This is a genomic window from Ancylobacter sp. IITR112 (assembly GCF_041415945.1).
GTDB lineage: Bacteria > Pseudomonadota > Alphaproteobacteria > Rhizobiales > Xanthobacteraceae > Ancylobacter.
This window is the reverse complement of the sequence record NZ_JBGCUS010000001.1, coordinates 2,689,698-2,715,895: the sequence shown is the minus strand read 5'-3', so window position 1 is coordinate 2,715,895 and position 26,198 is coordinate 2,689,698. Positions and strand designations below refer to the sequence as shown.

The following is a 26,198-nucleotide window of genomic DNA, read 5'->3' as shown; positions in this document are numbered from 1 at the left end:
AGCGCAAATGCCATTTTTTGAACGAGACGCTGCGGTGGCGGCGCTCAGTATGTGTTCGCCGCGCTGGTCATCACGCTTGCGCCGGCGCCCGCATCTCGCCCTGCTCGATGCGCAGCACCCGGTCGCAGATCGCCGCGCACAAATGCGAACTCTCCTCACAGATCAGCAGCGATAGCCCGGCCGCCTTCAGCCGTGCCAGCGCCCGGCTCATCTGCTCGACCACGATCGGCGCCACACCTTCGGAGGGCTCGTCGAGCAGCAGCAGCGCCGGATTGCCGACCAGCGCGCGCGCCACCGCCAGCATTTGCTGCTCGCCGCCGGACATCTGCCCGCCCTGCCGCTCGCGCATCGCGCCGAGCTGGGGAAACAGCTCGAACACCGCCTCCTCCGACCACGCCGCACGGCGGGCGCCGGGCGGCGGCGGACGGCGGCCGAGATCGAGATTCTCCCGCACGGTCAGCTCGGTAAAGATGCGGCGATCCTCCGGCACATAGCCGATGCCGAGGCGGGCAATGGCGTGGGTCGGCAATGCGGAAAGGTCGGTTCCGCCAAAGCGCAGCCGGCGCGCCCGCCGCCGCACAAGACCGAGAATCGCCTTCATCGTCGTCGATTTGCCCGCTCCGTTGCGCCCGACCAGGGCGACGGCTTCGCCGGGGGCGATGTGGAAGGAAAGGCCGAACAGGATCCGCGCCTCGCCATACCAGGCGTCGAGACCGTCCACATCGAGCAGCGGCGCCAGGGTGTTCATCGGTCGTCCCGGGTGAGGAAGGTGGTGTCGCCGAGATAGACCTCGCGCACCGCGGGGTCGTTCTGCACCGCCTCCACGCTGCCATCGGCGATGAGCCGGCCGCGCGCCAGCACCACCACACGGTCGGCATGGCCGAACACCACATCCATGGCGTGCTCGGTGAACAGGACGGCGAGGCCGCGTGCGCGCGTGAGCCGACGCACCAGTGCGATCATCGCCTGGCGTTCCTCGCCCGCCATGCCGGCGGTGGGCTCGTCCATCAGCAGCAGGCGGGGTTCGCCGGCGAGCGCCATGGCGAGTTCGAGCCGCTTCACATCGCCATAGGCGAGGGCGGCGGCGGGCCGCTCCGCCAAAGCCGCCATGCCGGTCTGCTCCAGCAGGGCCTGCGCCGCCTCGCGCGCCTGCCCCTGCGCCGACCGCCAGAGGCGGAACACCTGCCCGCGCGCGGCGATCAGCGCCATCTGCACATTTTCCCGCGCGGTCATCGAGGCGAAGACGCTGGCGACCTGGAAGGTGCGGCCGACGCCCAGCCGGGCGATGCGGCGCGGGGGAAGCCCGGTAATGGCGCGTCCGCCGAGGCGCACCGCGCCGGAATCCGGCCGCAACTGGCCGTTGACGATGTTGAAGCAGGTGGATTTGCCGGCCCCGTTCGGGCCGATCAGCGCCAGAAGCTCGCCCGGCGCGATGGAAAAGCTCACCCCATCCAGCGCCTGTACGCCGCCGTAACGCTTTGTCAGAGCTGAAACTTCCAGCACGGGCGCGGCGGGATTCATCGCACACTCCTGCGGCGCAGCCCGCCGGCGATGCCGGAGGGGAACAGCAGGACGAGGGCGAGGATCAGCAGGCCCAGCAGGCCACGCCAGTAAGGGCTCTCGCGCATCACCATGTCCTGCAAAAGCGTCAGGCCGCCGGCGCCGAGCAGCGGGCCCATCAGGCTGTGGACGCCGCCGAGCAGCACCATCACCAGCCCGTCAATGGAGCGCCCGACCGAGATCGCCTCCGGCGAGATCGAGCCCTTGGCGAAGGCGAACAGCCCACCCGCCGCGCCGCACAGCGTGCCGGCCAGGGCGAAGGCGAGCCAGCGCACCTTTTCCACCGCGATTCCTGAGGCTTCCGCCCGCAGGCGGGAGTCCCGCGATGCCCGCAGGGCGAGGCCGAAGGGGGCGAACACCACGCGCCGGAGCAGGAACAGCCCGAGCACGGCGACCGCCAGCGCGGCGAGATAGAGCCCGTTCGCGCTGTCGAAGGGCGGGTCCGGCCAGACGCCGAACAGCCCGTTGGAGCCGCCCGTCACCTCTTCCCACTGATGCGCGATCGACCACACGATCTGCGCGAAGGCCAGGGTCAGCATGGCGAAGGACACCGCTTCCAGCCGCACGCAGAACCAGCCGAACAGGCCGGCACCGGAAGAAGCGGTAAGGATTCCAACGGCTAAGGCGAGCGGCGTCGGCAGGCCGAGCACGGTCGCGGCATAGGCGGTGCCGTAGGCGCCGAGGCCGAAATAGGCGGCGTGGCCGAAGGAGGCGAGGCCGCCCGGGCCCATCAGCAGGTGCAGTGAGGCGGCGAACAGCGCCGCGATCAGCATGTCCAGCGCCAGCACCGGGGCGTAGCTGGCGAAGGTACCGAGCAGGGGAATGCCGGCGAAAAACGCCAGCACCGCCAGCACGATGAGCCGACCCTGCGGGCCGAGCGGGCGCAGCGGCGCCTCGGCTTCGCCGCGCCGGGCGGCGGGGGCGAGCGGCCGGCCGAACAGCCCGTGCGGGCGGACCACCAGCACCACCGCCATGACGAGAAACTCCGCCACCAGAGTCAGCCGCGACATATTGAAGGTGAAGCCCGCCACCTCCACAATCCCTAGCGCGGTGCACAGCGCCTTCACCTCCGCCACCAGCAGCGCCGCGACATAGGCACCGCGGATCGAGCCCATGCCGCCCACCACCACCACGACGAAGGCGTCGCCGAGAACGGAGAGGTCGAGCGCGAGATTTGCCGGCTCGCGCGCCATTTGCAGCGCACCGCCGAAGCCGGCAATGCCGGTGCCGAGCGCGAAGACGGCGGTGAACAGCACCGCCTCGTTGATGCCGAGCGCGGCGACCATCTCGCGGTCCTGCGTCGCCGCCCGCACCAGCCGGCCGAAGCGGGTGCCGGTGAGGACGATGTGGAGGACGATGAGGACGATCGGGCCGATGAGAGCGAGAAAAATGTCGTAATCGGGCAGATGCCGCCCGAGGAATTCCACCGAGCCCGACAGTCCCGGCGCGCGCGGCCCGAGAATGTCCTCCGGCCCCCACAAAGCGAGGGTGGCGTCGCTCAGAATCAGCAGCAGGGCGAAGGTGGCGAGCAACTGGTAGAGTTCCGGCGCGGCATAGAGGCGCCGCAGCAGCAGCACCTCCACCACCGCGCCGAGCGCGGCGGTGATCAGCGCCGCGCCCAGCACCGCGCCCCAATAGCCCAGCATCCCCCCAAACGCCTCGCCCAGCCACGGCGCCAGCGTCACCGCGAGGTACAGCCCCAGCATGTAGAAGGAGCCATGCGCCATGTTGACGATGCGGGTGACGCCGAAAATGATCGACAGTCCCGCCGCGACGAGGAACAGGCCGGAGGCCGAGGCGAAGCCGTTGATCGCCTGGAACGCCAGCGCCTCGACGCTCATCCCCGCCAACCGCCCGCCGCCGCGCTAGTTCGCCGCCGGGCGCAGCTTCGTAACCTCGTCATCCGAGGGCAGCACGCGGACGCCGTCGACATAGACGGGATCGATCATCACCCCGCGCCCGTCCTTCACCGCCAGCGTGCCGACAAAGGCGCCCATCGTCGCCTGGTGGTCGCTGGCGCGGTAGGTGAAGGGGCCGAACGGCCCGTCCACTTCCAGCCCCTCGAAAGCATCCACCAGCTTCTCGGCATCGGTGCTGCCGGCCCTGGCGATGCCGGCGGCGAGCGACTTGATGGTGGCATAGCCGACGATGGAGCCGAGCCGGGGATAGTCATTATAGGCGGCGCGGTAGGCGTCGAGAAACGCCTGATGCTCGGGGATGGTGATCGCGTACCAGGGATAGCCTGTGACCACCCAGCCGGTCGGCGCCTCGTCCTTCAGCGGGTCGAGATATTCCGGCTCGCCGGAGAGCAGGCTGACGACGAAGGTGCCGTCCAGTGCCTTGCGGGCATTGGCCTCGCGCACGAAGCGGGCGAGGTCGGCGGCGAACAGCACGTTGAACACCGCGTCGGGCTTGGCGTCGGCGATCGCCTGCGCCACCGGGCCGGCGTCGATCTTGCCCAGCGGGGTCGCCTGTTCGGCGACGAATTCCACATCCGGCTGCGCCGCCGTGAGCAGGGTCTTGAAGGTCTGCGCGGCGGACTGGCCATATTCGTAATTGGGGTAGACGATCGCCCAGCGCTTGCGGTTGGCCTTCACCGCCTCCGGCATCAGCATCGCCACCTGCATATAGGTGGAGGGGCGCAGGCGGAAGGTGTAGCGGTTGCCGTCCGCCCAGGTCAGCTTGTCGGTCAGCGGCTCGGCGGCGAGGAAGAACACCTTGCGCCGCTTGGCGAGTTCCGCCACCGCCAGCCCGACATGGGAGAGGAAGGTGCCGGTGATGAGGTCCACCCGGTCGCGGGTGAGCAGTTCGGTGGCGACGCGCACCGCGTCGCCGGGATTGCCGCCATCGTCGCGCGAGATCAGTTCGAGCGGGCGCCCGAGCACGCCGCCGGCGTCGTTGACCTGCTTCAGCGCCAGTTCCATGCCCTTGCGATAGGGGTCGAGAAAGGCGGCCTGCGCCTTGTAGCTGTTGAGCTCGCCGATGCGGATCGGCTCCGCCGCGCCGGCCGGCAGCGCCGGCAGCACAGCGAGGGCGGCGAGGGCGAACAGGGCCGCGCGGGTCGCCGCGCCAAGGGCCGCGCGGCGCGGAAGGGGCGCCGACAGGAACGGCGCTGCCGTGAGGGGGCGCATCGCAGAACTCCGGGTGAACCGAGGAGGGGGGCGTGTCGCGGCCTAACCTACCGTCTTGCGGCGCGCGGTCCAGCCCCGCGCGACGGATCACGCATCGCGGTCAGGGGCCGACCTCGACCTCCGCCTCGTGCAGATGGCTGCGTCGCGAGGCGATAAGCGCGCCGCCGGCGATCAGCACCGCGCCGGCGAGCGTGCTGGGAGCGGGAATCTCGCTGAACGCCACCAGGCCGATCACCAGCGCCCACAGGAAGGAGGTGTATTCGAACACGCCGAGCTGGCTGGCATCCGCCCTTCCATAGGCCCAGGCCATGCCCAGATGTCCCATTGTGCCGAGCACGCCGATCAGCACGAACAGCCACACCGCCTCGCCCGACACCGGCACCCACTGCCAGGTGCCGAGCGGCGACACCAGCACGCAGGCGAAGCCGTTCTGCAGCAGCACGATGGTGGGTATCGGGTCGCGCGCGGCGCGGCTCTTCAGCGTCACCATGGCCAGCGCATAGGTGACGGCCGCCACCAGCGCCGCGACCACGCCCGGCCCATTGGCGAGGCTGCCGCCCGCGCTCATGTCGAGCTCGTTCCACAGCACCACCAGCACGCCGGCGAAGCCGAGGGCGAGAGCGAGCAGGATCGACTTTCCCGGCCGCTCGCCGAGGAACAGCGCGGCGAACAGGGCGATGAACAGCGGCGAGGAGAAGGACAGGGCCAGCGCCACGGCAAGCTGCAGCACGGAGAGCGAATAGAAGAAGGTGAGGGCGGTGATCGACACCAGCACCGAGCGCCACAGATGCGGGCGCAGCAGGGAAGGGCCGGGCAGGGGGGTGCGGCAGGCGAGGAACACCGCGCCCGCCGCCAGCGCGCCGACGGCATAGCGCAGCATCGCGATCTGGCCGGGGCCATGGGCGACGGCGACATATTTGATGACGCCGTCCATGATCGAGAGAAGGCCGATGGCGGCGATGGCCACCAGAGCGGGGCCGTTGAGCACGGCGCGTCGAAGGGTTGCCTGCCACATGGAGGTTCAGCCTTCGCCCGCCCGGCCGGCCGCGAGCGGCAGGCGGTAGAGATATTCCCAGGTGGCGGACAGGTCGTGGCACTCGCGCGCCGCCCCGTCGCGGATGAACCCGCAGCGCTCATAGAAGCGGTGGGCATCGGTGAAGCGCGTATCCGTCCACAGCCGGATTTCCGGCGCGGCGGCGGCCCGCGCCGCGGCGAGCGAGGTGTCGAACAGCGCGCGGGCGATGCCACGGCGGCGGGCGGCGCGGGCGACATAGACCTTGAAGATCTCCTGCCCGCCGGCCGGGGCGTCGGCATCGCGCGTCGGCGCCAGCGCCGTCGAGCCGATGACGCCCTGCGTCCCTTCGGCCACCCAGATACAGCCGCCGCGTGCGGAAAAATGGCTGGCAATGGCGTCGAGTTCAGGAAATTCGGCGGCGCGGTCGAACACGCAGCCCTCATATTCGGCGAAGGCGGCGGCGATCAGCGCGGCGATGGCATCGCCATCCGCGTCGCTCGCCGGCCGGATCAGGAAATCGCTCACGTCGGTCACTCCGGCCCGGCGCGGTCCATTTTCTCGCCGGGAAGGCTGGGAGAGTTCGACGGCGGGGCGCGGGCGGACTATGTTCGGCCCGGCTTCTGGCGTAAAGACCATTCATTATGCCCGATGCATGGATCTGAAATGGCGGGCTGGTGCTTAACCGCGACGGCCCGTCCGCTTGGCCTTCCGTTCCGGAGTGCTCGATGAACCTGTCCCGACCCGTCCTCCGCCTGGCTTCGGCCGCCCTGCTCGCCGCCCTGCTCGCCGGCTGCGCTTCCGCGCCCGCGCCGCAGCCGATCGAGCCGCCGCGCCCGCAGTTCACCTCGCCGATCACGGCGCAGCAGGTGGAAGGCAAATGGGGTCTGGCCGCCTATCACCGGCCGGAGGACGCCGCCCGCACCGAGGCGCAGGCGCGCCAGGGCTGCCGCCAGCCTTATGTCATCAGCATCGGCCCGACCGGCGGCTTCATGATGTATCTCGCCGACGATTCGTCGCCCTCCGAGGTGGTGTCGAAGCAGGTGGCGGGCGGGCCGATCTATATCGGCCTCGCCGATGAACCCCCGGGCGCGCGATCGGACCGCGAGGTGGTGCGCTTCGACGGGCAGGTGCTGGTGCTCAAATGGCTCGACCCGGAAGTGGCCGGCCGCTACGGCACCATGGTCTATGTCCGCTGCCCGGCGTGAGCGGGCGCGCTGAGCCGGGCACCCGCCGCCCGGCGCCGTCCTGCACGGCCCGCAGGGCTGGGGCGTCCTGACGCTCCGGCCGGCGGCTTGGAGGCGCCGGGGCACTCCGCTATGGTCCGGCCGCAAATCGCATCGAACGCGGGAGCCGCGATACCATGCTTGGCGACACACAGGTGGCCGGCGCTACGCCGGTGGCTGGCGACACGCCGCAGGCGGGCGCCGGCGCCGATACGCATTTCGGCTTCCGCACCGTGCCGCTGGAGGCCAAGCAGCGCATGGTCGACGAGGTGTTCCACTCGGTGGCGCGCCGCTACGACCTGATGAACGACCTGATGTCGCTCGGCCTCCACCGGGTGTGGAAGGACCTGCTGGTCTCCCGCCTGCGCCCGCCCAAGAGCGCGCGCGCCTTCCGCCTGCTCGATGTCGCCGGCGGCACCGGCGACGTGTCCTTCCGGACGGTGGAGGCCGGCGGGCCGGGCACCAGCGCCGTCGTCGCCGACATCAATGGCGGCATGCTCGGCGTCGGGCGGGAGCGCGCGCAGGGGCTCGGCCTCGCCGACCGGGTGGAGTTCGTCGAGGCCAACGCAGAATCGCTGCCCTTCGCCGACAAGAGCTTCGACGCCGCCACCATTGCCTTCGGCATCCGCAACGTGCCGCGCATGGACAAGGCGCTTGCCGAGATGCGCCGGGTGCTCAAGCCCGGCGGGCGCTGCTTCGTGCTGGAATTCTCCCGCGTCGACGTGCCGGGGCTCGACGCCATTTACGACGCCTATTCGTTCAAGCTGATTCCCGGCATGGGCAAGCTGGTGACGGGGGACGCCGAGTCCTACCAGTATCTGGTCGAATCGATCCGCAAATTCCCGCCGCCGGAAGCCTTCGCCGATCTCATGCGCGAGGCGGGGCTGAAGCGGGTGGCCTGGCAGCCGCTCACCGGCGGCATCGTGGCGCTGCATTCCGGCGTGCGGATCTAGCGCCGTGGCGACTCCTCTCGGCGATTATCTGCGCCTCGCCCGTGCCGGCTTCGTGATGGCGCGCGAGGGCGTCGCCTCGCGCATCGACCCCGGCGTGCGCCCGCCCGGCTCCGAGCCGCTCTTCGCGCTGGCGGCGCTGATCGCCCGGCGCGGGCCGGCCTCCAGCGCCGCCCGGCTCGGCGCCGCGCTCTCCCGGCTGGGGCCGTCCTATGTGAAGCTCGGCCAGTTCCTCGCCACACGGCCGGATGTAGTCGGCCCGCAGCTCGCCCGCGACCTGGAGTTGCTGCAGGACCGCATGCCGCCCTTTCCGCAGGCGGTGGCGGAGGCGACCATCGCCCGCACCTTCGACCGGCCGGTGGGCGCGGTCTATGCAAGGCTCGACCCGCCGCTCGCCGCCGCCTCCATCGCCCAGGTGCATCAGGGCGAGGTGATCGACCCCGACGGCACCGCCCGCCGCGTCGCGGTGAAGGTGCTGCGCCCGGACGTGCAGCGGCGCTTCCGCATCGACCTCTCTTCCTTCTACCGCGCCGCGCGGCTCGGCGAGAGTTCCTCGCCCGAGGGCAAGCGGTTGCGACTGGTGGCGGTGGTCGACACGCTGGCGCGCTCGGTGTCGATGGAGATGGATCTGCGGCTGGAAGCCGCCGCCATGTCCGAACTGGCGCAGAACACCGAAGAAGATGCCGATTTCCGCGTGCCGGCGGTCGACTGGGACCGCACCGGTCGCGAGGTGCTGACCACCGAATGGGTGGACGGCATCAAGCTGAACAATCTGGAGGCGCTGCGCGCGGCCGGGCACGATTTGCCGCGTCTCGGCCAGATCGTGATGCAGTCCTTCCTGCGCCACGCGCTGCGCGACGGATTCTTCCACGCCGATATGCACCCCGGCAATCTGTTCATCGACGCCGAGGGCCGGCTGGTGGCGGTGGATTGCGGCATTATGGGCCGGCTCGGCCATAAGGAGCGGCGCTTCCTCGCGGAAATCCTGTTCGGCTTCATCACCCGCGACTGGCTGCGCACCGCGCAGGTGCATTTCGAGGCCGGCTATGTGCCGCCGCATCATTCGGTGGAGGATTTCGCCCAGGCGATCCGCGCCATTGGCGAGCCGATCTATTCGCGCCGCGCCGACCAGATTTCCATGGCCAAGCTGCTGACGCTGCTGTTCGAGGTTACCGCGCTGTTCGACATGCAGACGCGGCCGGAACTGCTGCTGCTGCAGAAGACCATGGTGGTGGTGGAGGGCGTCGCCCGCAATCTCGACCCGCAGCTCGACATGTGGAAGACCGCCGAGCCGGTCGTCCGCGCCTGGATCGAGCGCAATCTCGGCCCCGCCGGGCGGATGGAGGAGATGGCGACCGGCATCGGGGCGGTCGGCCGCTCGCTGCAGACGCTGCCGGAGCTCATCGCCCACGGCCAGCGCATCGCCATACAGCTCGACGCCGCCACCCGCGACGGACTGACCCTCTCGCCCGAGACGACGGAGGCCATCGGCCGGGCCGAGGGGCGGGGCAATCGCTGGGTCGCCGCCGGCCTGTGGGCGATCGCGGCGCTGCTGCTGGCGCAGATGCTGTTCTGAGCCAGGGTGTTTCGGTTGCTAAACTGAATTGATACAACTTTAAAGTGCCATAACACACCAAATGGTGTAATGATACTTTCCGCAACCATTGCGGGGAGTTATGCCATGCGTGCCCTCACCATGCTGTGCCTCGCCGGAGCGGTCGGCCTCACCACCGCCGCCGCGCAATACGCCTACAGCCAGACCCCCTATGTGCCGGTGGCGCAGTTCTGCGCCAATGGCGCCAGCGCGCCCTGTGCGATCATCCCGGCCTATATCGGCCCCGACCCGATGCTGGGCAACGGCGTTGGCTATAACGGTATCATTGGCGGGCGGCCCACCAACGCCGCCAAGGATTCGCAGACGCCGTTCGACAATATGTCGTGGCAGAGCTTTGTCGGGCTTAACTGGACGGCGGATACGGAATCCGCCCCCGCCGCCACCGGCCTCGCCGCCAGCGGGCCGCGCGTGTGGCAGACCTGGGCGAAAGTGAACCAAGTATTCGGCAATGCGCCGGTTCAAGCCTCCTGCGCCAACCCGTCGGGCCTGCCGGTCATTTCCATCGGCAGCGACGGCAAGGGAAATCCGTCGCAGAAGAATGACGACTATTACCAGGCCTCCACCGATGTGCCGCTGATCGAAATCAACGGCAACTGGACGCTGTATGAGCGGCGGGTCAACGTCACTGAAATCGCCTATCTCGCCGCGCCCGGCGGCAACCCGCTCAACACGCTGCTGACCGTCGCGGGTCAAAAGAACTTCGTCGCCGGCGGCAACAGTGTCGCCTTCACCGCCTCTTCCACCGACCCGCAGGGCGCGCGCGGCGCCATCGAACTGAAGATCGCCTGGCGCGTGCTCGGACCCAACGACACCGCCAGCCGCTACATCACGCAGAACGTGCTGCTGGCGGTGGCGCCCGACCTTGTGAGCAACGCCCAGCCGATCTGCGCCAATGTGACGGTCGGCATGGTCGGCATGCACATCATCCAGCGCAATCCCGATTACGCCACGAACAAGAACCTGCGGCCCGAATGGATCTGGTCCACCTTCGAGCATGTCGACAATGCGCCTCTGGCGGAAGCGGCCTGCGACCCCACCGCTCCCACCAAATGCCGGAACTTCGACCAGCCCTCCTGCGGCGCGGCGGCGCCGGGGAGCCCCGTCGCGTCCTATTTCGTCCCGTCCACCAGCGCGGCGACCAATATTCCTCCCACAGCCTCGTCCAGCCTGCCCAACTTCGTCTGGAACCCGGTCCAGCCCTACGCCAAGGGCTATGCGCAGCCGGTGAGCGTGGGCGCGCGCACGCTGTATTCCGGCCCGCAGGTGGTGCGCTGCTGGCAGATCTACAGCCTCACCGTCGACCTCAACGCCCAATGGCAGAAGGCGCTCGCCGGATCAGCGCTGGCCAATTACCAGTTGGTCGGCACCCAGTGGGGCGCCGGCCTGGAAACATTCCTGGCGCCCTATCCCATCGACGCGGTGCCCGGCCTTCTCTCCAACGCGACGCTGGAAACCTATATTCAGAACAACACCAAGCCGACCGCGTCCGGCGGCGTGGGCTCCTGCATCGGCTGCCACCGCGCGGCGACGCTGGTGGACGGCAAGACCCCGTCTGATTTCAGCTTCCTGCCGAGCCTTGCCACGCCCACACCGACGCGGTTCCAGTTCGCGCAGTAAGCCGGGCTCCCGCCGCCGGTTCCCCTGGCCGGCGGCGGGCGTTCAGCATGTTCGCGGTTGCCCTTCGGCCGAATCGGCGTTTGGCTGTATGAACGCCCGACCTCCCGCTCCGGGCCTTCGGGAAACGCCATGCTCGCCACACCGCGCATCCTGCTCATCATCGGCGGCGGCATCGCCGCCTATAAGAGCCTCGACCTGATCCGCCGGCTGAAGGAGCGCGGCGCGGCGGTGCGGGTGGTGATGACATCCGCCGCGCAGCATTTCATCACCCCGCTGGCGGCCGGCGCGCTTTCCCACGACACGGTGTTCACCGAACTGTTCGACCGCGAGGCGGAGCAGGATGTCGGCCATATCCGCCTGTCGCGCGAGGCCGACCTCGTCCTCGTCGCCCCCGCCACCGCCGATCTGATGGCGAAGATGGCGCATGGCCTTGCCGATGACCTCGCTTCCGCCGTGCTGCTGGCGAATACCCGCCCCGTCCTGCTCGCCCCGGCGATGAACCCCGCCATGTGGGCGAACCCCGCCACACGCCGCAACGCCGCGCAGCTCGCCGCCGACGGGGTGCGCTTTGTCGGGCCGAATGCCGGGGCCATGGCCGAGCGCGGCGAGGACGGGCCGGGCCGCATGGCCGAGCCGCTGGAGATCGCCGACGCCGCCGCGCGGCTGCTGGCCGGAGAGGGCCCGCTCACCGGCCGGCATGTGCTGGTGACCTCCGGCCCGACGCATGAGCCGATCGACCCGGTGCGCTACATCGCCAACCGTTCCTCCGGCAAGCAGGGCCATGCCATCGCCGCCGCGGCCGCGCGGGCCGGGGCGCGGGTGACGCTGGTGAGCGGGCCGGTCAACCTGCCCGACCCCTTCGGCGTCGATGTCCGCCGCGTCGAGAGCGCGCGCGAGATGCTGGCGGCGGTGGAAGCGGCGCTTCCGGCCGATATCGCCATCTTCGCCGCCGCCGTGGCCGACTGGCGCGCGGCCAGCGAGGCGGGCGAGAAGATGAAGAAGGATGGCGGCGCCCTGCCGCCGCTGGCGCTGATCGAGAACCCCGACATTCTCGCCACCATCGCCCATCGCGGCGAGGGGCGGCCGCGCCTCGTGATCGGCTTCGCGGCGGAGACGCAGAATGTGGTGGCCTATGCGCAGGCCAAGCGCGCCCGCAAGGGCTGCGACTGGATCCTCGCCAATGATGTCTCCGCCCGCAGCGGCATTGCCGGTGGGGTAATGGGCGGTGACAGCAACGCTGTGCATCTGATTACCGCCGCCGGGGTGGAAGCCTGGCCGACCGCCTCCAAGGGCGCGGTGGCCGAGCGCCTCGTTGCCCGCATCGCCGCCTCGCTCGACCAGCCGGAGACCTCCCCGTGAGCCTTTCTGTCACTGTCCGCGTGCTGCCCCATGGCGAGGGCCTGCCGCTTCCCGCCTATGCGACGCCAGGCGCGGCCGGGCTCGATCTGATGGCGGCGCTGCCCGAGGGCGAGGCGCTGACGCTCGCCCCGTTCGCCCGCGCGGCGGTGCCGACCGGGCTGGCGCTCGCCTTGCCGGAAGGCTTCGAGGCGCAGGTGCGCCCGCGCTCCGGGCTGGCGCTGAAACAGGGGCTGACGGTGCTGAACGCGCCGGGCACCGTCGATTGCGACTATCGCGGCGAGGTGAAGGTGATCCTGGTCAATCTCGGCACCGAGCCGGTGGTGCTGGAGCGCGGCCAGCGCATCGCCCAGATGGTGGTGGCGCCGGTGACGCGGATTCATCTGGTCGAGACCGGGGATTTCGACGAAACAACGCGCGGCGATGGTGGATTTGGCTCCACAGGGCTCGACGGCCGGCAAATATCGCGCTAGCCAAGAGCCATGCCGCGCCTCTCCGATAAAAGCCTTCTCGCCATCGCCGCCGTCGTCGACGTGGCGCTGCATGCCCGTGGCGCACCGGTGGCGGCCAAGGCGCTTGCCGCGCGCCACGAATTGCCGCCGCGCCATCTGGAGCCGGTGCTGCAGGCCCTCGTTCATGCCGGCGTGCTCAAGGGCGTGCGCGGTCCGCGTGGGGGCTATGAACTTGCCCGCGAGCGGCGGCGCATCACCGTGGCCGAAGTGGTCCGGGTGGTCGAGGCGGAAGCCGAGGAGGCGCTGGAAGGCTTCCCGCCGCTGGTGCGCGACATCGTCCAGCCGGCGGTGGCCGAGGCCGAGCGCGCCTTCGAGACGGCGCTGGACGGGGTGACGGTGGAAGACCTCTGCCGCGCCGCCGCGCAGAACACGCTGCGCAAGGGGCTGCCGGAAGGCATAGATTTCACAATTTAATTTTGTTTAAAATTTGTTTTCTCGACTTGGCAACGTGAATATGGTAGCGCTGCCAGCGAAAGCAATTCGCCAATGACGGGCCGTGCCATGAGCCGGCCCGCTTGCTGGAGGCACCCATGGCCGACACCGCTCCGAACAAGACCGCCGCCAAGCCCGGGCGCGGGCGCGTCTATTCCTCCATCACCGAGACGATCGGCGATACCCCGCTGGTGCAGCTCAACCGGCTGCCCGCCGAGCGGGGGGTGAAGGCGCGCATCCTCGCCAAGCTCGAATTCTTCAACCCGATCGCTTCGGTCAAGGACCGCATCGGTGTCTCCATGATCGAGGCGCTGGAAGAGGCGGGCGTCATCAAGGCCGGCACCGTGCTGGTCGAGCCGACCTCGGGCAATACCGGCATCGCGCTGGCCTTCGTCGCCGCCGCGCGCGGCTACCGGCTGATTCTGGTCATGCCGGAGTCCATGTCGGTGGAACGGCGCAAGATGCTGGCGCTGCTCGGCGCCGAACTGGTGCTCACCCCGGCGGCGCAGGGCATGCGCGGCGCGGTGGCGCGGGCGGAAGAGCTGGTGAAGGAACTCCCCGACGCCATCATTCCCCAGCAGTTCCGCAACCCGGCCAACCCGGCGGTGCACCGGCGCACCACGGCGGAAGAGATCTGGAACGACACCGACGGCGCGGTCGATATCGTCATTTCCGGCGTCGGCACCGGCGGCACCATCACCGGCCTCGGCCAGGTGCTCAAACCCCGCAAGCCGGGCCTGCGCATGGTGGCGGTGGAGCCGGAGGACAGCCCGGTGCTGTCCGGCGGCCAGCCCGGCCCGCACAAGATCCAGGGCATCGGCGCCGGCTTCGTGCCCGACGTGCTCGACCGCTCGGTCATCGACGAGGTGGTGACGGTCGGCAACCAGACCGCGTTCGAGACCGCCCGCGCCATCGCCCGGCTGGAAGGCATCCCGGTCGGCATCTCCTCCGGCGCGGCCATCGCCGCGGCGCTGGAAGTGGGCGCGCGGCCGGAGAATGAGGGCAAGACCATCGTGGTGATCATTCCCTCCTTCGCCGAGCGCTATCTGTCTACCGCCCTGTTCGAGGGACTTTGAGCCTCCCCCTGTGTATGCCGGGCCCAGCCCTTCTAGAGCCCGTCCGGCTTCGCTAAAGTCGCGATGATTCGGTGCTCCGCCTGGCGCGGGGCGCCGGCGGGATTTCGGCAGTCGGCGAGGGGGAGACGGGCGCGGATGGCGCATCCGGCCGACAGCGGCGGGAGGGAAGACGGCTGGCGCCGTGCGGCGCGTGCCGCCCGTGCGCCGCGCCCGTGGTGCTGGCGCACGGCGCGGGCCGGTGCCGACCTCGGCCCTGTCGCTCGCGCCCTTGCCGGTCTTGCCCCCGCCAGTCTTGCCCTTGCCGATCTTGTCCTTTCCGGGCGCCCGGCGCTGGCCCAGCCGGCGGGCGAGGGCGTCTTCGCCGTGCTGGCGGTGCAGGACCCGAGCGCGCTGATCGGCCTCGCCCTTGTCGTCGGCCTCATCGTCTTCGCCGCCACCACCGCCATCGTGCATCTGCGCTACCGCCGGCAGTCGCTGCTGCGCGAGGCGGAAGCCTATGGCGAGATCGCCCGGCTGGAAGCGCAGATCGACGAGGCGCGCGCGCTGCTGATGGCCGAGCCGCAGATCGTCATCGTCTGGCGCGACCCCGCCGCCGAGCCGGAGATCATCGGCAACACCCCCGCTTTCACCGGCGTCGCCGCCCCGGCCCGCATCCTCGCCTTCGGTTCCTGGCTGGCGCCGGCGGCGGCAGGCGAGATCGAGGCGGCGGTGGACCGGCTGCGGGCGCGCGGCACCCCGCTCACCGCCACGCTGGCGACGCAGGATGGCCGCTTCGTCGAGGCGGAAGGCCGCCCTGTCGGCTCCGCCGTGGTGCTGCGCCTGCGCGACATCACCGGCGTGCGGCTCGACCAGGCGCGGCTCGAAGTCGCCTATCGCGCCCTCGACGACGAGAGCACGGCGCTGCGCGCGCTGCTCGACGCGCTGCCCGCCCCCGTCTGGGTCGGCGGCGAGGACGGCAAGCTGCGCTGGAGCAATGCCGCCTATGCCCATGCGGTGGAAGCGCGCGACCCGCATGACGCGGCGGCGCGCGACCTCTGGCTGCTCGACCAGCAGAGCCGGGCCAAGGCGCAGAAGGCGCATGAAGCCAGCCTGCCGTTCAAGGCGCGTATGCCTGTCGTGATCGCCGGCACGCGGCAGGTGCGCGACGTGCTGGAAGTGCCGGTTGGCGGCGGCGCGGCCGGCATCGCGCTCGACGCCACCGAGGCGGAGACGGTGCGGGCCGAACTCGCCCATGTCGTCGGCGCCCATCGCCGCACGCTGGACCAGCTCGCCACCGCTGTGGCCATTTTCGGCAAGGATCAGCGGCTGGTGTTCCACAATGCCGCCTATGCCAGCCTGTTCGAGCTCGACGCCGCCTTTCTCGACGACCGCCCGACCGACGGCGCGGTGCTCGACCGGCTGCGCGCGGCGCGGCGCCTGCCGGAACAGGCGGATTTCCGCGTCTGGCGCGAGGATCTGCACGCCGCCTACCGCGCCATCGAGCCGCGCGAACATTGGTGGCACCTGCCGGGCGGGCGCACGCTGCGCGTCGTCACCGCCCCCAATCCGGAAGGCGGCGTCACCTATCTGTTCGACGAAGTCACCGAGCGTCTGGCGCTGGAAAGCCGGTTCAACTCGCTGACCCGCATCCAGAGCGAGACGCTGGACGCACTGGCCGAGGCGGTGGCGGTGTTCGGCAGCGACGGGCGGCTCGGCCTGTCCAATTCCGCCTTCCGCCGGCTGTGGAACCTCGACAAGGCCGCGCTCGGCGCCCATCCGCATATCGACGCGGTGGCGGAGGCCTGCCGCCGGCTGACCGCCGACGCCGCGGTGTGGTCGAAGCTGCGCGCCGCCGTCACCGGTATCGAGGCGCGGGTGCCGACCGAATTCCGGCTGGAGCGCAGCGACGGCCTCGTGCTCGACGGTTCCACCCAGCCGCTGCCGGATGGCGGCACGCTGGTGACGCTGCGCGACATCACCGACAGCGTGCATGTCGAGCGCGCGCTGGTGGAGCGCAACGAGGCGCTGGTGGCGGCCGACCACCTCAAGAGCACCTTTGTCGGCCATGTCTCCTACGAGCTGCGCTCGCCGCTGACGACGATCATCGGCTTCGCCCAGTTGCTGGACGACACCGGCATCGGACCGCTCAACCCCAAGCAGCGCGCCTATGTGAACCACATCACCGAGAGTAGCGCCGCGCTGCTCGCCATCATCAACGACATTCTCGACCTCGCCACCATCGACGCCGGCGCGATGACGCTGGAACTCGCCGAGGTCGATCTGCGGGCGGCGATGGAGGCGGCGGCGGAAGGGGTGCGCGACCGCCTCGCCGAGGGTGATATCCGCCTCTCCATCGAGCTGCCGCCCGCCGCCGGCACCTTCCGCGCCGATGCCAAGCGGGTGCGGCAGGTGCTCTACAACCTGCTCTCCAATGCCGTCGGCTTCGCCCCCGAAGGCTCCACCGTCACGCTGTCGGCCGAGCGGCACGACGACAAGGTGGTGTTCCGCGTGCGCGACCGCGGCCCGGGCATTCCGCCGGAAATCGGCGCGCGGGTGTTCGACCGTTTCGAAAGCCACACCGCCGGCTCGCGCCATCGCGGGGTCGGGCTCGGCCTGTCCATCGTCCGCTCGCTCGTGGCGCTGCATGGCGGTACGGTAAGTCTCGGCGCGGCGCCGGGCGGGGGCACGCTGGTGACCTGCACCTTCCCGCGCGCGGCGGATGCCGGCCGGGACGCGGCGGAGTAGGGCGATGATCGAGAGCCGCAACACGGGCGCCGTTCCCACCTCGCCGGTGGCGCATTGGGACGTGGTGCTGCCGGACGAGACCGCCACCGGCCGTCTCGCCATGGACCTCGCCGCGCTGCTGCGGCCGGGCGATCTCGTCACGCTCGGCGGCGATCTCGGCGCCGGCAAGACCACGCTGGCGCGCGCCATCATCCGCGAACTGGCGGGCAACCCCGCTCTCGACGTGCCGAGCCCGACCTTCACCCTGATGCAGACCTATGATCTGCCGCGCCACCGCGTGGTGCATGCTGATCTCTACCGGCTCGGCGATTCCTCCGAACTCGATGAACTCGGCTGGAGCGAGGAGACCGATGGCGCGGTGACGCTGGTGGAATGGGCCGAGCGCGCCGAGGGCGCGGTGCTGCGGCCCGACCGGATGGAAGTGCACATCACCCTGCCCAGCGAGGGCGCGGAGAAGATGCGCCGGGTGCGGCTGTTCGGCTATGGCCGCATGGCCGGCGCGCTCTACCGCATGAAGGCGATCCGCGCGCTGATCGACCAGGTCGGCTTCGGCCCGGCGCAGCGGCGCTTCCTGCAGGGCGACGCCTCCTCCCGCACCTATGAGCGGCTGATCGGCGCCAAGCGCAACGCCGTGCTGATGAACGCGCCGCGCCGGCCGGACGGGCCGCCGGTGCGCGGCGGCAAGCCCTACAGCGCCATCGCCCATCTCGCCGAGGATGTGAGGCCCTTTGTCGCCATGGCGCGGGCGCTCCGGGCGCGCGGCTTCTCGGCGCCGGCCATCTATGGCGGCGATCTCGATGCCGGGCTACTGGTGATCGAGGATCTCGGCCATGAGGGCGTGCTGGAGGGCACCCCGCCGGCGCCGGTGCCCGAACGCTATGAGCTGGCTGTGGACGTTCTGGCGGCGCTGCACGGGCAGGATTTGACCGCCACCGTCGCCGTCACCACCGGGCTCGACCATGTGATTCCGCCCTATGACCTCGACGCGCTGCTGATCGAGGTCGAGCTGCTGCTCGACTGGTACCTGCCGCATTCCGGCAACCGGCTTTCCGCCGATGCCCGCCGCTCCTTCGGCCAGCTCTGGGCGGCGGCGCTGGCGCCCTCGCTGGCGCAGAAGCCGGTCTGGGTGCTGCGCGACTATCATTCGCCCAATCTGATGTGGCTGCCCCAGCGCAGCGGGCTGGCGCGGATCGGCCTTCTGGATTTCCAGGACGCGGTGATGGGCCCGCCAGCCTATGACCTCGTCTCGCTGGCGCAGGATGCGCGCGTTGACGTGCCCGAGGCGCTCGAACTCGCCTTGCTTTCGCGCTATGTGAAGGCGCGCCGCACCGCCGATCCCGGCTTCGACACCAAGGCGTTCGCCGCGTCCTATGCGGTGATGGGCGCGCAGCGGGCGACCAAGATTCTCGGCATCTTCACCCGGCTGAACCAGCGCGACCGCAAGCCGGTCTATCTCAAGCACCTGCCGCGCATCTGGACCTATCTGCAGCGCTGCCTCGCCTTTCCCGAACTCGGCGGGCTGGCGAGCTGGTACAAGGACCATGTGACCGCGCCCGGTGCCTCGCGCCTGCCGCCCGGCGTGCGCCCGGCCGTGTTCCCGGTGAGGGTCGCGCCTGCCGCCGCCACGCCTTCTGGCTCGACGCCGTCCGCTTCCACGCCGTCCGCTTCCACATCTCCCGCATCCCCTCCGCCGAACGAATCCGGCCGTTCATGACCGACATCACCACCGCCATGGTGCTCGCCGCCGGCCTCGGCACGCGCATGCGCCCGATCACCGATCGCCTGCCCAAGCCGCTGGTCGAGGTCGGCGGGCGGGCGATGATCGACTTCGCGCTCGACAGCCTGGCGGACGCCGGCGTAACCACCGCCGTGGTCAATCTCCACGCCCATGCCGACCTGCTGCAGCGCCATCTCGCCCGGCGCACCCGCCCGGAGATCCTGCTCTCCGACGAGCGCGGCGAATTGCTGGAAACCGGCGGCGGCATCCGCAAGGCGCTGCCCTTGCTGGGCGACGCGCCGTTCTTCGTGATGAACGCCGACACGGTATGGATCGAGGGCATCCGCCCCAATCTGCGCAGCCTCGCCGCCCGCTTCGATGCACAGGAGATGGACATCTGCCTGCTGCTCGCCTCGGCGGCGGCCTCGATCGGCTATGATGGACGCGGGGATTTCCTTATGGACGGGCTCGGCCGGTTGACGCCGCGCCCGGAGCGGCTGACCGTGCCCTTCGTCTATGCGGGGGCGGCGGTGGTCTCTCCCGCGATCTTCCGCGACGCGCCGGAAGGGGCGTTCTCGCTCAGCCGGCTGTTCCGCCGCGCCGCCGAGGCGGGGCGGCTGTTCGGCCAGCGCATGGAAGGGGTGTGGATGCATGTCGGCACGCCGGAAGCCATCGCCGAGGCCGAGGAAGCCATTGCGCGTTCCAAGGACTGACGCCGTGCCCGCACCGCAGGGAGCGCGCGGATGAGCGCGGACGCCCCGCGCCGCGACCCGCGGCTGTTCACCATTCCGCCCTCGGCGCCCTTTGTGGCTGTCCTCGCCGACGCGCTGCTCGACGGCGTGCTGGTGGAGGGCTTCGCCCCGCGTGGCGATCCGCTGCTTCTTGCCACCGCCACCGTCTATCTGCCGACCCGCCGCGCCGGGCGCCTCATGGCCGAGGCGCTGCGCCAGCGCATGGGCGCGGGGGTGACGCTGCTGCCGCGCATCGTCCCGGTCGGCGATGTCGACGAGGATGCGCTGGCCTTTGCCGAGATCGTCACCGACCCGCCGCGCGCCGTGCCGACCACCACCCGCCGGCTGGCGCTGGCGAGCCTGATCCGGCTGTGGCGGCGGGCGCTGGCGGGCGATGACGGGCGCACCGCCGTCGCCGCTGGGCCCGGGGCGGAATTCGCCCTCGCCGACGAGCTGGCGCGGCTGATCGACGAGATGGCGGCGCAGGAAGTGCCGTGGGAGCGGCTGGACACGCTGGTGCCCGGCGAACATGACCGCTACTGGGACATGGCGCTCGACTTCCTCAAGATCGCCCGCGCCTTCTGGCCGGGCTTCCTGGAGGAACAGGGTCAGGTGGATGCGGCGGTGCGGCGCGACCGGCTGATCGCCGCCGAGGCGGCGCGGCTGGCGAGCCTGCCCGCGGGCGGCCCGGTGATCGCCGCCGGCTCGACCGGCTCCATGCCGGCCACCGCCCGGCTCTTGGCGACGGTGGCGCATCTGCCGCGCGGCGCCGTGGTGCTGCCGGGGCTCGACATGACGCTCGACGGGCCTTCCTGGGACGCGCTGACGCGGGAGGAGGGCGCGCCGAGCCACCCGCAATATGGCCTCGCCTTGCTGCTTGAGCGGCATATGCGCGTCACCCGCGCGGCGGTGCGCGAACTCGCCCCGCCGGCCGCTCACGGCCGCGAGCGGCTGCTGTCGGAAGCGTTGCGCCCGGTCGACTCCACCGAGCAATGGGCGACGCTGGCCGAGCGGCTGAACCCCGCCGCCCTCGACGCCGCGCTGGCGCAGGTGAGCGTGATCGAGGCGGAGGATGCGCGGGAGGAGGCGCTCGCCATCGCCCTCGCCCTGCGCGAGGTGCTGGAGGCTCCCGGCCGCACCGGCGCGCTGATTACTCCCGACCGCGACCTCGCCCGGCGTGTGGCGGCGGAATTGCTGCGCTTCGAGGTCGCCATCGACGATTCCGCCGGCGAGCCACTGTCCGAGAGCGGCCCGGGGCGCTTTGCCCGGCTGGTGGCGGATGCCTGCCGCGACGCGCTGGCGCCGCTGCCGCTTTCCGCTTTGCTGCGCCACCCGCTCGCCCGCTTCGGGCTGGACCGCGCCAGCCTCGACGCCGGTGCCGACGCGCTGGAAATGATGGTGCTGCGCGGGCCGCGCCCGGCACCGGGTGGGGACGGGCTGACCGAGGCGGTGGCCGGGTTCAACCCGTCCGATTTCCACCCGCGCGACCCCCGCGCCCGGCTGGGCGAGGAGCGCCGCGCGCTGGCCGAGGCGCTGGCGGGCCGCCTCGCCGGCGCCCTTGCCCCGCTGCTGGCGCTGGGGGAGGGCGAGCACCCCTTCGCGGCTCTGCTGGAGGCACACCGCGCCGCCATCGCCGCCGCGTGGAACGGGCCGGAGGCCACAGGCCCCGAGATCGACTCGCCCGCCGAGGCGACGGCGCTGACTGAGCTCGCCCGTGCCTTCGAGGCGCTGGGCGAGGGCGCCGCCCATGCGCCTGATATGACGCTGGCGGATTACGCCGCCGCGCTGGTGCTGCTGCTGTCCAGCCAGCCGGTGCGCCCGCCGCTGGTGCCCGGCGCGCGGCTGCGCATTCTGGGGCCGCTGGAAGCCCGCCTCGTCGGCGTCGACCGCGTGGTGCTGGCCGGGCTGGTCGAACAGACCTGGCCGAACGCGGTGCGCGCCGACCCGTGGCTCAGCCGGCCGATGCGCGCCGCGCTGGGGCTGGAGGCGCCGGAGCGGCGCATCGGCCTTTCCGCCCACGATTTCGCCCAGGGCTGCGGCGCGCCGGAGCTGGTGCTGTCCTATCCGCGCAAGCTCGGCGGGGCGCCGACCGTGCCCTCGCGTTTTCTGCAGCGGCTGGCGGCGGTGAGCGGGGAGGCGCGCTGGCGCGCGGCGATTGCGCGCGGCGACCGCTTCCGCCGCCTCGCCGGCTTCATCGAGGAAGAGCCGCCCGCCGCCCGCATCGCCCGGCCGGAACCGGCGCCGCCGCTGGAACTGAGGCCGCGCCAACTCAGCGTCACCGAGATTGAGACCTGGCTGCGCGACCCCTACACCATCTATGCCCGCCACGTGCTGGGCCTTTCCCCGCTCGACGGTCTGGACGAGGCGCCGGGCGCTGGCGAGCGCGGCAGCGCCATTCACGACGCGCTCGGCACCTTCGCGCAGGCTTATCCTGAGGGGTTGCCCGAGGAAGCGGAGGCGGCGCTGCTCGCCTTCGGCCGGCGCGCCTTCGCGCCGCTGGAGCGCTTTCCCGCCGAGCACGCGTTGTGGTGGGCGCGGTTCGAGCGGCTGGTGCCGCGCCTCATCGGCTGGGAGCGGGCCCGCCGCACCCGGACACGGCGCGTCTTCGCCGAGAAATATGGGCGGCTGCCGCTCGCCGGCGGGCGCTTCACCCTGACCGGCCGCGCCGACCGCATCGAGCAACTCACTGACGGCGGGTTGGCGATCCTCGACTTCAAGACCGGCGCCGTGCCGACGGCCAAGCAGACGGCGGTGCATTATTCCCCGCAACTGCCGCTGGAAGCGGCGATGGCGGCGGCCGGCTGCTTCCCCGACGTGCCTGGCGAGGAGGCGGCCGGCCTCGCCTATGTCAGGCTCGGCACGGCCGAGGTGAAGGAGGTGAACGCGGTGGACAAGGAGACGACCGCCGCCGGCCTCGCGGCCGACACGCTGGCGCGGCTGCAGACGCTGATCGCCGCCTTCGAGAACCCCGCGCGCGGCTATGCCTCGCTGGCGCGGCCGATGTTCGGCGGGCGCTATGGCGATTACGACCATCTGGCGCGGGCCAAGGAATGGTCCACCGGCGGGGAGGGCGAGGAATGAGCGGGACCGACCTCGCCCCCGGCGCGCTGCGGGCGGCCACCGTGCTGCAGACCTCCGCCTCCGACCCGCTGCTTTCCGCCTGGGTTTCGGCCAATGCCGGCTCCGGCAAGACCCATGTGCTGGCGCGGCGGGTGATCCGCCTGTTGATGCGCGGGGTGAAGCCGGGGCGCATTCTCTGCCTCACCTATACCAAGGCGGCGGCGGCCAACATGGCCAACCGCGTGCTCGGCGAATTGCGGCGCTGGACCACGCTGGACGACGACGCGCTCGACGCCGAGATCGTCCGCACCGATGGCGGCGCGCCCGGCCCTCTGCGCCGGGCGCAGGCGCGGCGGCTGTTCGCGCAGGCGCTGGAAACGCCGGGCGGGCTGAAAATCCAGACCATCCACGCCTTTTGCGGCGCGCTGCTGCACGCCTTCCCCTTCGAGGCCGGCGTCCCCGCCGGCTTCGGCGAGTTGGAGGAAGCGGCGCGGCTGGAACTGCTGGCCCGGGTGCGGGCGGACGTGGTGCTGCACGCCGCCGGCGCCCCCGAGAGCGACCTCGGCCAGGCGCTGGCGCTGATCGTCGGGCAGACCTCCGATGCCGGCATCAACGACCTGCTCAGGGAACTGGTCGCCGACGCGCGAGCGCTGGCGGCGAGCGAGGACGACCTCGCCCGCGCCGTCGGGCTCGACGCGCCCATCGCCGCCGCCGACATCGAGCGCGCGATCATCGAGGCGGCGCTGATCCCGCGCGGCGCGTGGCTGGGGCTGGCGGAAGCGCTGCTGCTGGAAGGCGGCAATTGCGCCAAACGCGGGCAGGGGCTGCGGGCGGCGGCGCTGGCGCCGGAAGAGGCGGTGGCCGACACCTATGCCGGCGTGTTCCTAAAGGAGGACGGCGAAGCTTATTCCGACGGGCAGTTCGGCAATGCGGCGGCGCGGGCGAAATACCCCCAGCTTCTCGCCGAGCGCGACCGCATCGCCCCGCTGGCGCGCGAACTCGCGGCGGCCCGCGCCTTCGAGCGCAGCCGGGCGGTGCTGATCCTCGGCCGCGAGGCGGCGCGGCGCTATGAGCGCGCCAAGGCGGCGCGCGGCGTGCTCGACTTCGCCGATCTGGTCGATGCCGCCCGCCGGCTGCTGGCGTCGGGCGCCTCGGCCTGGGTGCACTACAAGCTCGACCAGGGCATCGACCATGTGCTGCTGGACGAGGCACAGGACACCAGCCCGGAGCAATGGGAGGTGATCCGCCCGCTGGTGGCGGAGTTCTTCGCCGGCGAGGGCGCGCGCGAGGACCGCCAACTGCCGCGCACGCTGTTCGTGGTCGGCGACGAGAAGCAGTCGATCTTCTCCTTCCAGGGCGCCGATCCGCGCCGCTTCGACACGGTGCGGCGCGAATTCGAGGCGGCGGGCGGCGAAGGCTTCGTGCATGTGGAATTGCAGCACTCCTTCCGCTCGGCGCCGGGCATTCTCGAAGCGGTGGACGCGGTGTTCGGCCGCGAGGCCTCCTATCGCGGGCTTTCCGCCGAGGCCAAGCCCCCGGTGCATGCGCCGATCCACGCCGCGCTGCCGGCGCTGGTGGAGATGTGGGAGCCGGAAGCGCCGAGCGAGAAGGTGGATGTCGACGCCTGGCAGCGCCCGCTCGACGCGCCCGGCGCCGACGATCCCAAGGGGCGGCTGGCGAAGAAGATCGCCGCCCATATCGCCGCCCGCATCCGCGAAGGCTTCCCCGTCACCGGCCGCCACGGCACCCGCCCGGCACGGCCCGGCGATTTCCTCATCCTCGTGCGCCGGCGCGACGGGCTGTTCACCTCGATCATCCGCGAGCTGAAACAGGCGCGGGTGGAGGTGGCCGGCGCCGACCGGCTGGTGGTGGCCGAGCATATCGCTGTCATGGACCTGATGGCGCTGGGCGACGCGCTGCTGGCGCGTGATGACGAGCTGGCACTGGCCAGCGTGCTGAAGAGCCCGCTTTTCGGCTTCGATGATCATGATCTCATGAAGCTGGCGCCCGGTCGCGATGGGCTGCTGGAAGACGCGCTGAACGCCCGCGCCGGGGAAAACCCGAAATGGCGCGCCGCCGCGATGAGGCTGGCGCGGCTGCGCGACGAGGCGCGGCGGTTGCGGCCGTTCGATTTCTACACCCGCGTGCTCGGGCGCGAGCGCGGACGCGCCGCCATGCTCGCCCGGCTGGGGCCGGAAGCGGCGGACGCGCTCGACGAGATGCTGGCGCTGGCGCGGTCCTATGAAAGCCTGGAAGCGCCCTCGCTCGCGGGATTCTTGGCCTTCCTGCGGCGCGGTGGTGCCGAGGCCAAGCGCGACATGGAGGCCGGGCGCGACGAGGTGCGGGTGATGACCGTGCACGGCGCCAAGGGGCTGGAGGCGCCCTATGTCCTCCTCGCCGACACCACGTCGGGCCCGATGACCCGCCGCAGCGCCGGGCTGCTGCGCGTGGAACTGGCCGACGGGCGCCGCGTCGCGCTGCACGCTCCGGCCAAGAAGGGCGACACGCCGGCCATGGCCGCCGCCCGCCAGCGTGGCGACGACGGGCAGCAGGACGAATATCGCCGCCTGCTCTATGTCGCGCTGACCCGCGCCGAGACCGCGCTGGTGCTGTGCGGGGCGGATGGCGCCCGCCAGCGCCCCGCTGATTGCTGGTATGATCTCGTGCGTGGCGCGCTGGAACCGGAGGCGGTGGAGGCCCCCGCCGCCGGTTTCGCCGGCACGGTGCTGCGCTGGCGCGAGCGGGGTGCGGCGAGCCCGCTTGCCGCGCCGTCCGCGGCCGTGCCGTCGCCCGACGAAGCGGAGATGCGCGAAGGTGAGCGCACGCTGGCACGGGCGCTGGCCCGGCCGGTGCGCGAGACGCTGGCACCGGCGAGCCTTCGCCCCTCCGGCGCCGATGTCTTTGGCCCCGCGCCCACCGGCGATGCCGCCCGCGCGCTGGAACGCGGCGACCTCTTGCACCGGCTGATGGCGGCGCTGGCGCCGCTGCCGGACGGGGCGCGCGCGGAGCCCGGCCGGCGGCTGCTGGCGTCGAGCACCGACTGGCCGGAGGCCGCGCGCGAGGAACTGCTCGCCGAGGCGCTGGCGACGCTCGCTCTGCCGGAACTCGCCGCGCTGTTCGCGCCCGGAAGCCTCGCCGAGGTGCCGCTGGCCGGTGAACTGGAGGACGGCACCCCGGTTTCCGGCCGCATCGACCGGCTGAGCGTGACAGAGGGGCTGGTGCTGCTCGCCGACTTCAAGACCGACCGGCATGTGCCGCGCGCCGCATCAGCCATGCCGCCGGCGCATATCCGCCAGGTCGCGCTCTATGCCCGGCTTCTCGCCAAGCTATTCCCAGGCAAGCCTGTGCGGGCATTGCTGGTCTACACCGCCGGCCCTCTCGTGCACACGCTCGACGGCGCGACGCTGGAGAGGGCGGTGGAAAGAGTCACGTTGGGGTGACGCTGCCTTGACGCACAGGGGGGCGGATACCTACCTTCC

General features: G+C 71.3%; 19 protein-coding genes. 13 read left to right on the top strand and 6 right to left on the bottom strand.

The window, feature by feature from the left end; all coding sequences use genetic code 11:
• Positions 1-70 precede the first annotated feature (70 nt).
• The 6 genes from AAC979_RS12975 to AAC979_RS12950 form a co-directional block, all read right to left on the bottom strand.
• On the bottom strand, positions 71-748 hold the full coding sequence (locus tag AAC979_RS12975; RefSeq protein ID WP_371347295.1) for an ABC transporter ATP-binding protein: 678 nt from the start codon (positions 746-748) through the stop codon (positions 71-73).
• Positions 745-1,521: an ABC transporter ATP-binding protein gene (locus AAC979_RS12970; protein WP_371347294.1), complete on the bottom strand. Its 777-nt coding sequence runs from the start codon at positions 1,519-1,521 to the stop codon at positions 745-747. The genes AAC979_RS12975 and AAC979_RS12970 overlap by 4 nt, the downstream gene beginning before the upstream one ends.
• Entirely contained in the window at positions 1,518-3,401 is a 1,884-nt protein-coding gene (locus AAC979_RS12965) for an ABC transporter permease (RefSeq protein ID WP_371347293.1), read from the bottom strand. The genes AAC979_RS12970 and AAC979_RS12965 overlap by 4 nt, the downstream gene beginning before the upstream one ends.
• Positions 3,402-3,425: 24 nt before the next feature.
• Complete coding sequence (locus AAC979_RS12960; RefSeq protein ID WP_371347292.1) at positions 3,426-4,691, bottom strand: ABC transporter substrate-binding protein; 1,266 nt, start codon at positions 4,689-4,691, stop codon at positions 3,426-3,428.
• Positions 4,692-4,791: 100 nt separating this feature from the next.
• Positions 4,792-5,706, bottom strand: a complete 915-nt coding sequence (locus AAC979_RS12955; protein ID WP_371347291.1) for a DMT family transporter — start codon at positions 5,704-5,706, stop codon at positions 4,792-4,794.
• A 6-nt stretch (positions 5,707-5,712) separates the two neighbouring features.
• Positions 5,713-6,231, bottom strand: a complete 519-nt coding sequence (locus tag AAC979_RS12950) for a GNAT family N-acetyltransferase (RefSeq protein WP_371347290.1) — start codon at positions 6,229-6,231, stop codon at positions 5,713-5,715.
• Between the two features lie 200 nt (positions 6,232-6,431).
• Between AAC979_RS12950 and AAC979_RS12945 the strand changes: the two genes are divergently transcribed.
• The 13 genes from AAC979_RS12945 to addA all read left to right on the top strand — a co-directional run bounded on the left by AAC979_RS12945 (position 6,432) and on the right by addA (position 26,159).
• A complete protein-coding gene (locus AAC979_RS12945; protein WP_371347289.1) occupies positions 6,432-6,911 on the top strand; it encodes a hypothetical protein in 480 nt (159 codons plus the stop codon).
• Between the two features lie 155 nt (positions 6,912-7,066).
• Positions 7,067-7,882 (top strand): bifunctional demethylmenaquinone methyltransferase/2-methoxy-6-polyprenyl-1,4-benzoquinol methylase UbiE, encoded by an 816-nt coding sequence (gene ubiE / locus AAC979_RS12940; protein ID WP_371347288.1) that lies wholly within the window; start codon positions 7,067-7,069, stop codon positions 7,880-7,882.
• Positions 7,883-7,886: 4 nt separating this feature from the next.
• Positions 7,887-9,455 carry a 2-polyprenylphenol 6-hydroxylase gene (gene ubiB, locus AAC979_RS12935; RefSeq protein ID WP_371347287.1) on the top strand — a complete coding sequence of 523 codons (1,569 nt, stop codon included), beginning with the start codon at positions 7,887-7,889 and terminating at the stop codon, positions 9,453-9,455.
• Between the two features lie 105 nt (positions 9,456-9,560).
• Entirely contained in the window at positions 9,561-11,111 is a 1,551-nt protein-coding gene (locus AAC979_RS12930) for a hypothetical protein (protein ID WP_371347286.1), read from the top strand.
• Between the two features lie 129 nt (positions 11,112-11,240).
• Positions 11,241-12,470: a bifunctional phosphopantothenoylcysteine decarboxylase/phosphopantothenate--cysteine ligase CoaBC gene (gene coaBC, locus AAC979_RS12925; protein WP_371347285.1), complete on the top strand. Its 1,230-nt coding sequence runs from the start codon at positions 11,241-11,243 to the stop codon at positions 12,468-12,470.
• Complete coding sequence (gene dut, locus AAC979_RS12920) at positions 12,467-12,940, top strand: dUTP diphosphatase (RefSeq protein ID WP_371347284.1); 474 nt, start codon at positions 12,467-12,469, stop codon at positions 12,938-12,940. Before coaBC ends, dut begins: the two co-directional genes overlap by 4 nt.
• 9 nt (positions 12,941-12,949) lie before the next feature.
• On the top strand, positions 12,950-13,393 hold the full coding sequence (locus AAC979_RS12915) for an Rrf2 family transcriptional regulator (protein ID WP_371347283.1): 444 nt from the start codon (positions 12,950-12,952) through the stop codon (positions 13,391-13,393).
• Between the two features lie 116 nt (positions 13,394-13,509).
• On the top strand, positions 13,510-14,487 hold the full coding sequence (gene cysK, locus AAC979_RS12910; RefSeq protein WP_371347282.1) for a cysteine synthase A: 978 nt from the start codon (positions 13,510-13,512) through the stop codon (positions 14,485-14,487).
• Positions 14,488-14,622: 135 nt separating this feature from the next.
• On the top strand, positions 14,623-17,211 hold the full coding sequence (locus tag AAC979_RS12905; RefSeq protein WP_371347281.1) for an ATP-binding protein: 2,589 nt from the start codon (positions 14,623-14,625) through the stop codon (positions 17,209-17,211).
• Between the two features lie 4 nt (positions 17,212-17,215).
• Positions 17,216-18,925 carry a tRNA (adenosine(37)-N6)-threonylcarbamoyltransferase complex ATPase subunit type 1 TsaE gene (gene tsaE, locus AAC979_RS12900; RefSeq protein WP_371347280.1) on the top strand — a complete coding sequence of 570 codons (1,710 nt, stop codon included), beginning with the start codon at positions 17,216-17,218 and terminating at the stop codon, positions 18,923-18,925.
• Positions 18,922-19,641, top strand: a complete 720-nt coding sequence (locus tag AAC979_RS12895) for a nucleotidyltransferase family protein (protein ID WP_371347279.1) — start codon at positions 18,922-18,924, stop codon at positions 19,639-19,641. Before tsaE ends, AAC979_RS12895 begins: the two co-directional genes overlap by 4 nt.
• Before the next feature lie 30 nt (positions 19,642-19,671).
• Positions 19,672-22,740: a double-strand break repair protein AddB gene (addB, locus tag AAC979_RS12890; RefSeq protein WP_371347278.1), complete on the top strand. Its 3,069-nt coding sequence runs from the start codon at positions 19,672-19,674 to the stop codon at positions 22,738-22,740.
• On the top strand, positions 22,737-26,159 hold the full coding sequence (gene addA / locus AAC979_RS12885; protein ID WP_371347277.1) for a double-strand break repair helicase AddA: 3,423 nt from the start codon (positions 22,737-22,739) through the stop codon (positions 26,157-26,159). Before addB ends, addA begins: the two co-directional genes overlap by 4 nt.
• The last annotated feature ends 39 nt before the right edge of the window (positions 26,160-26,198 follow it).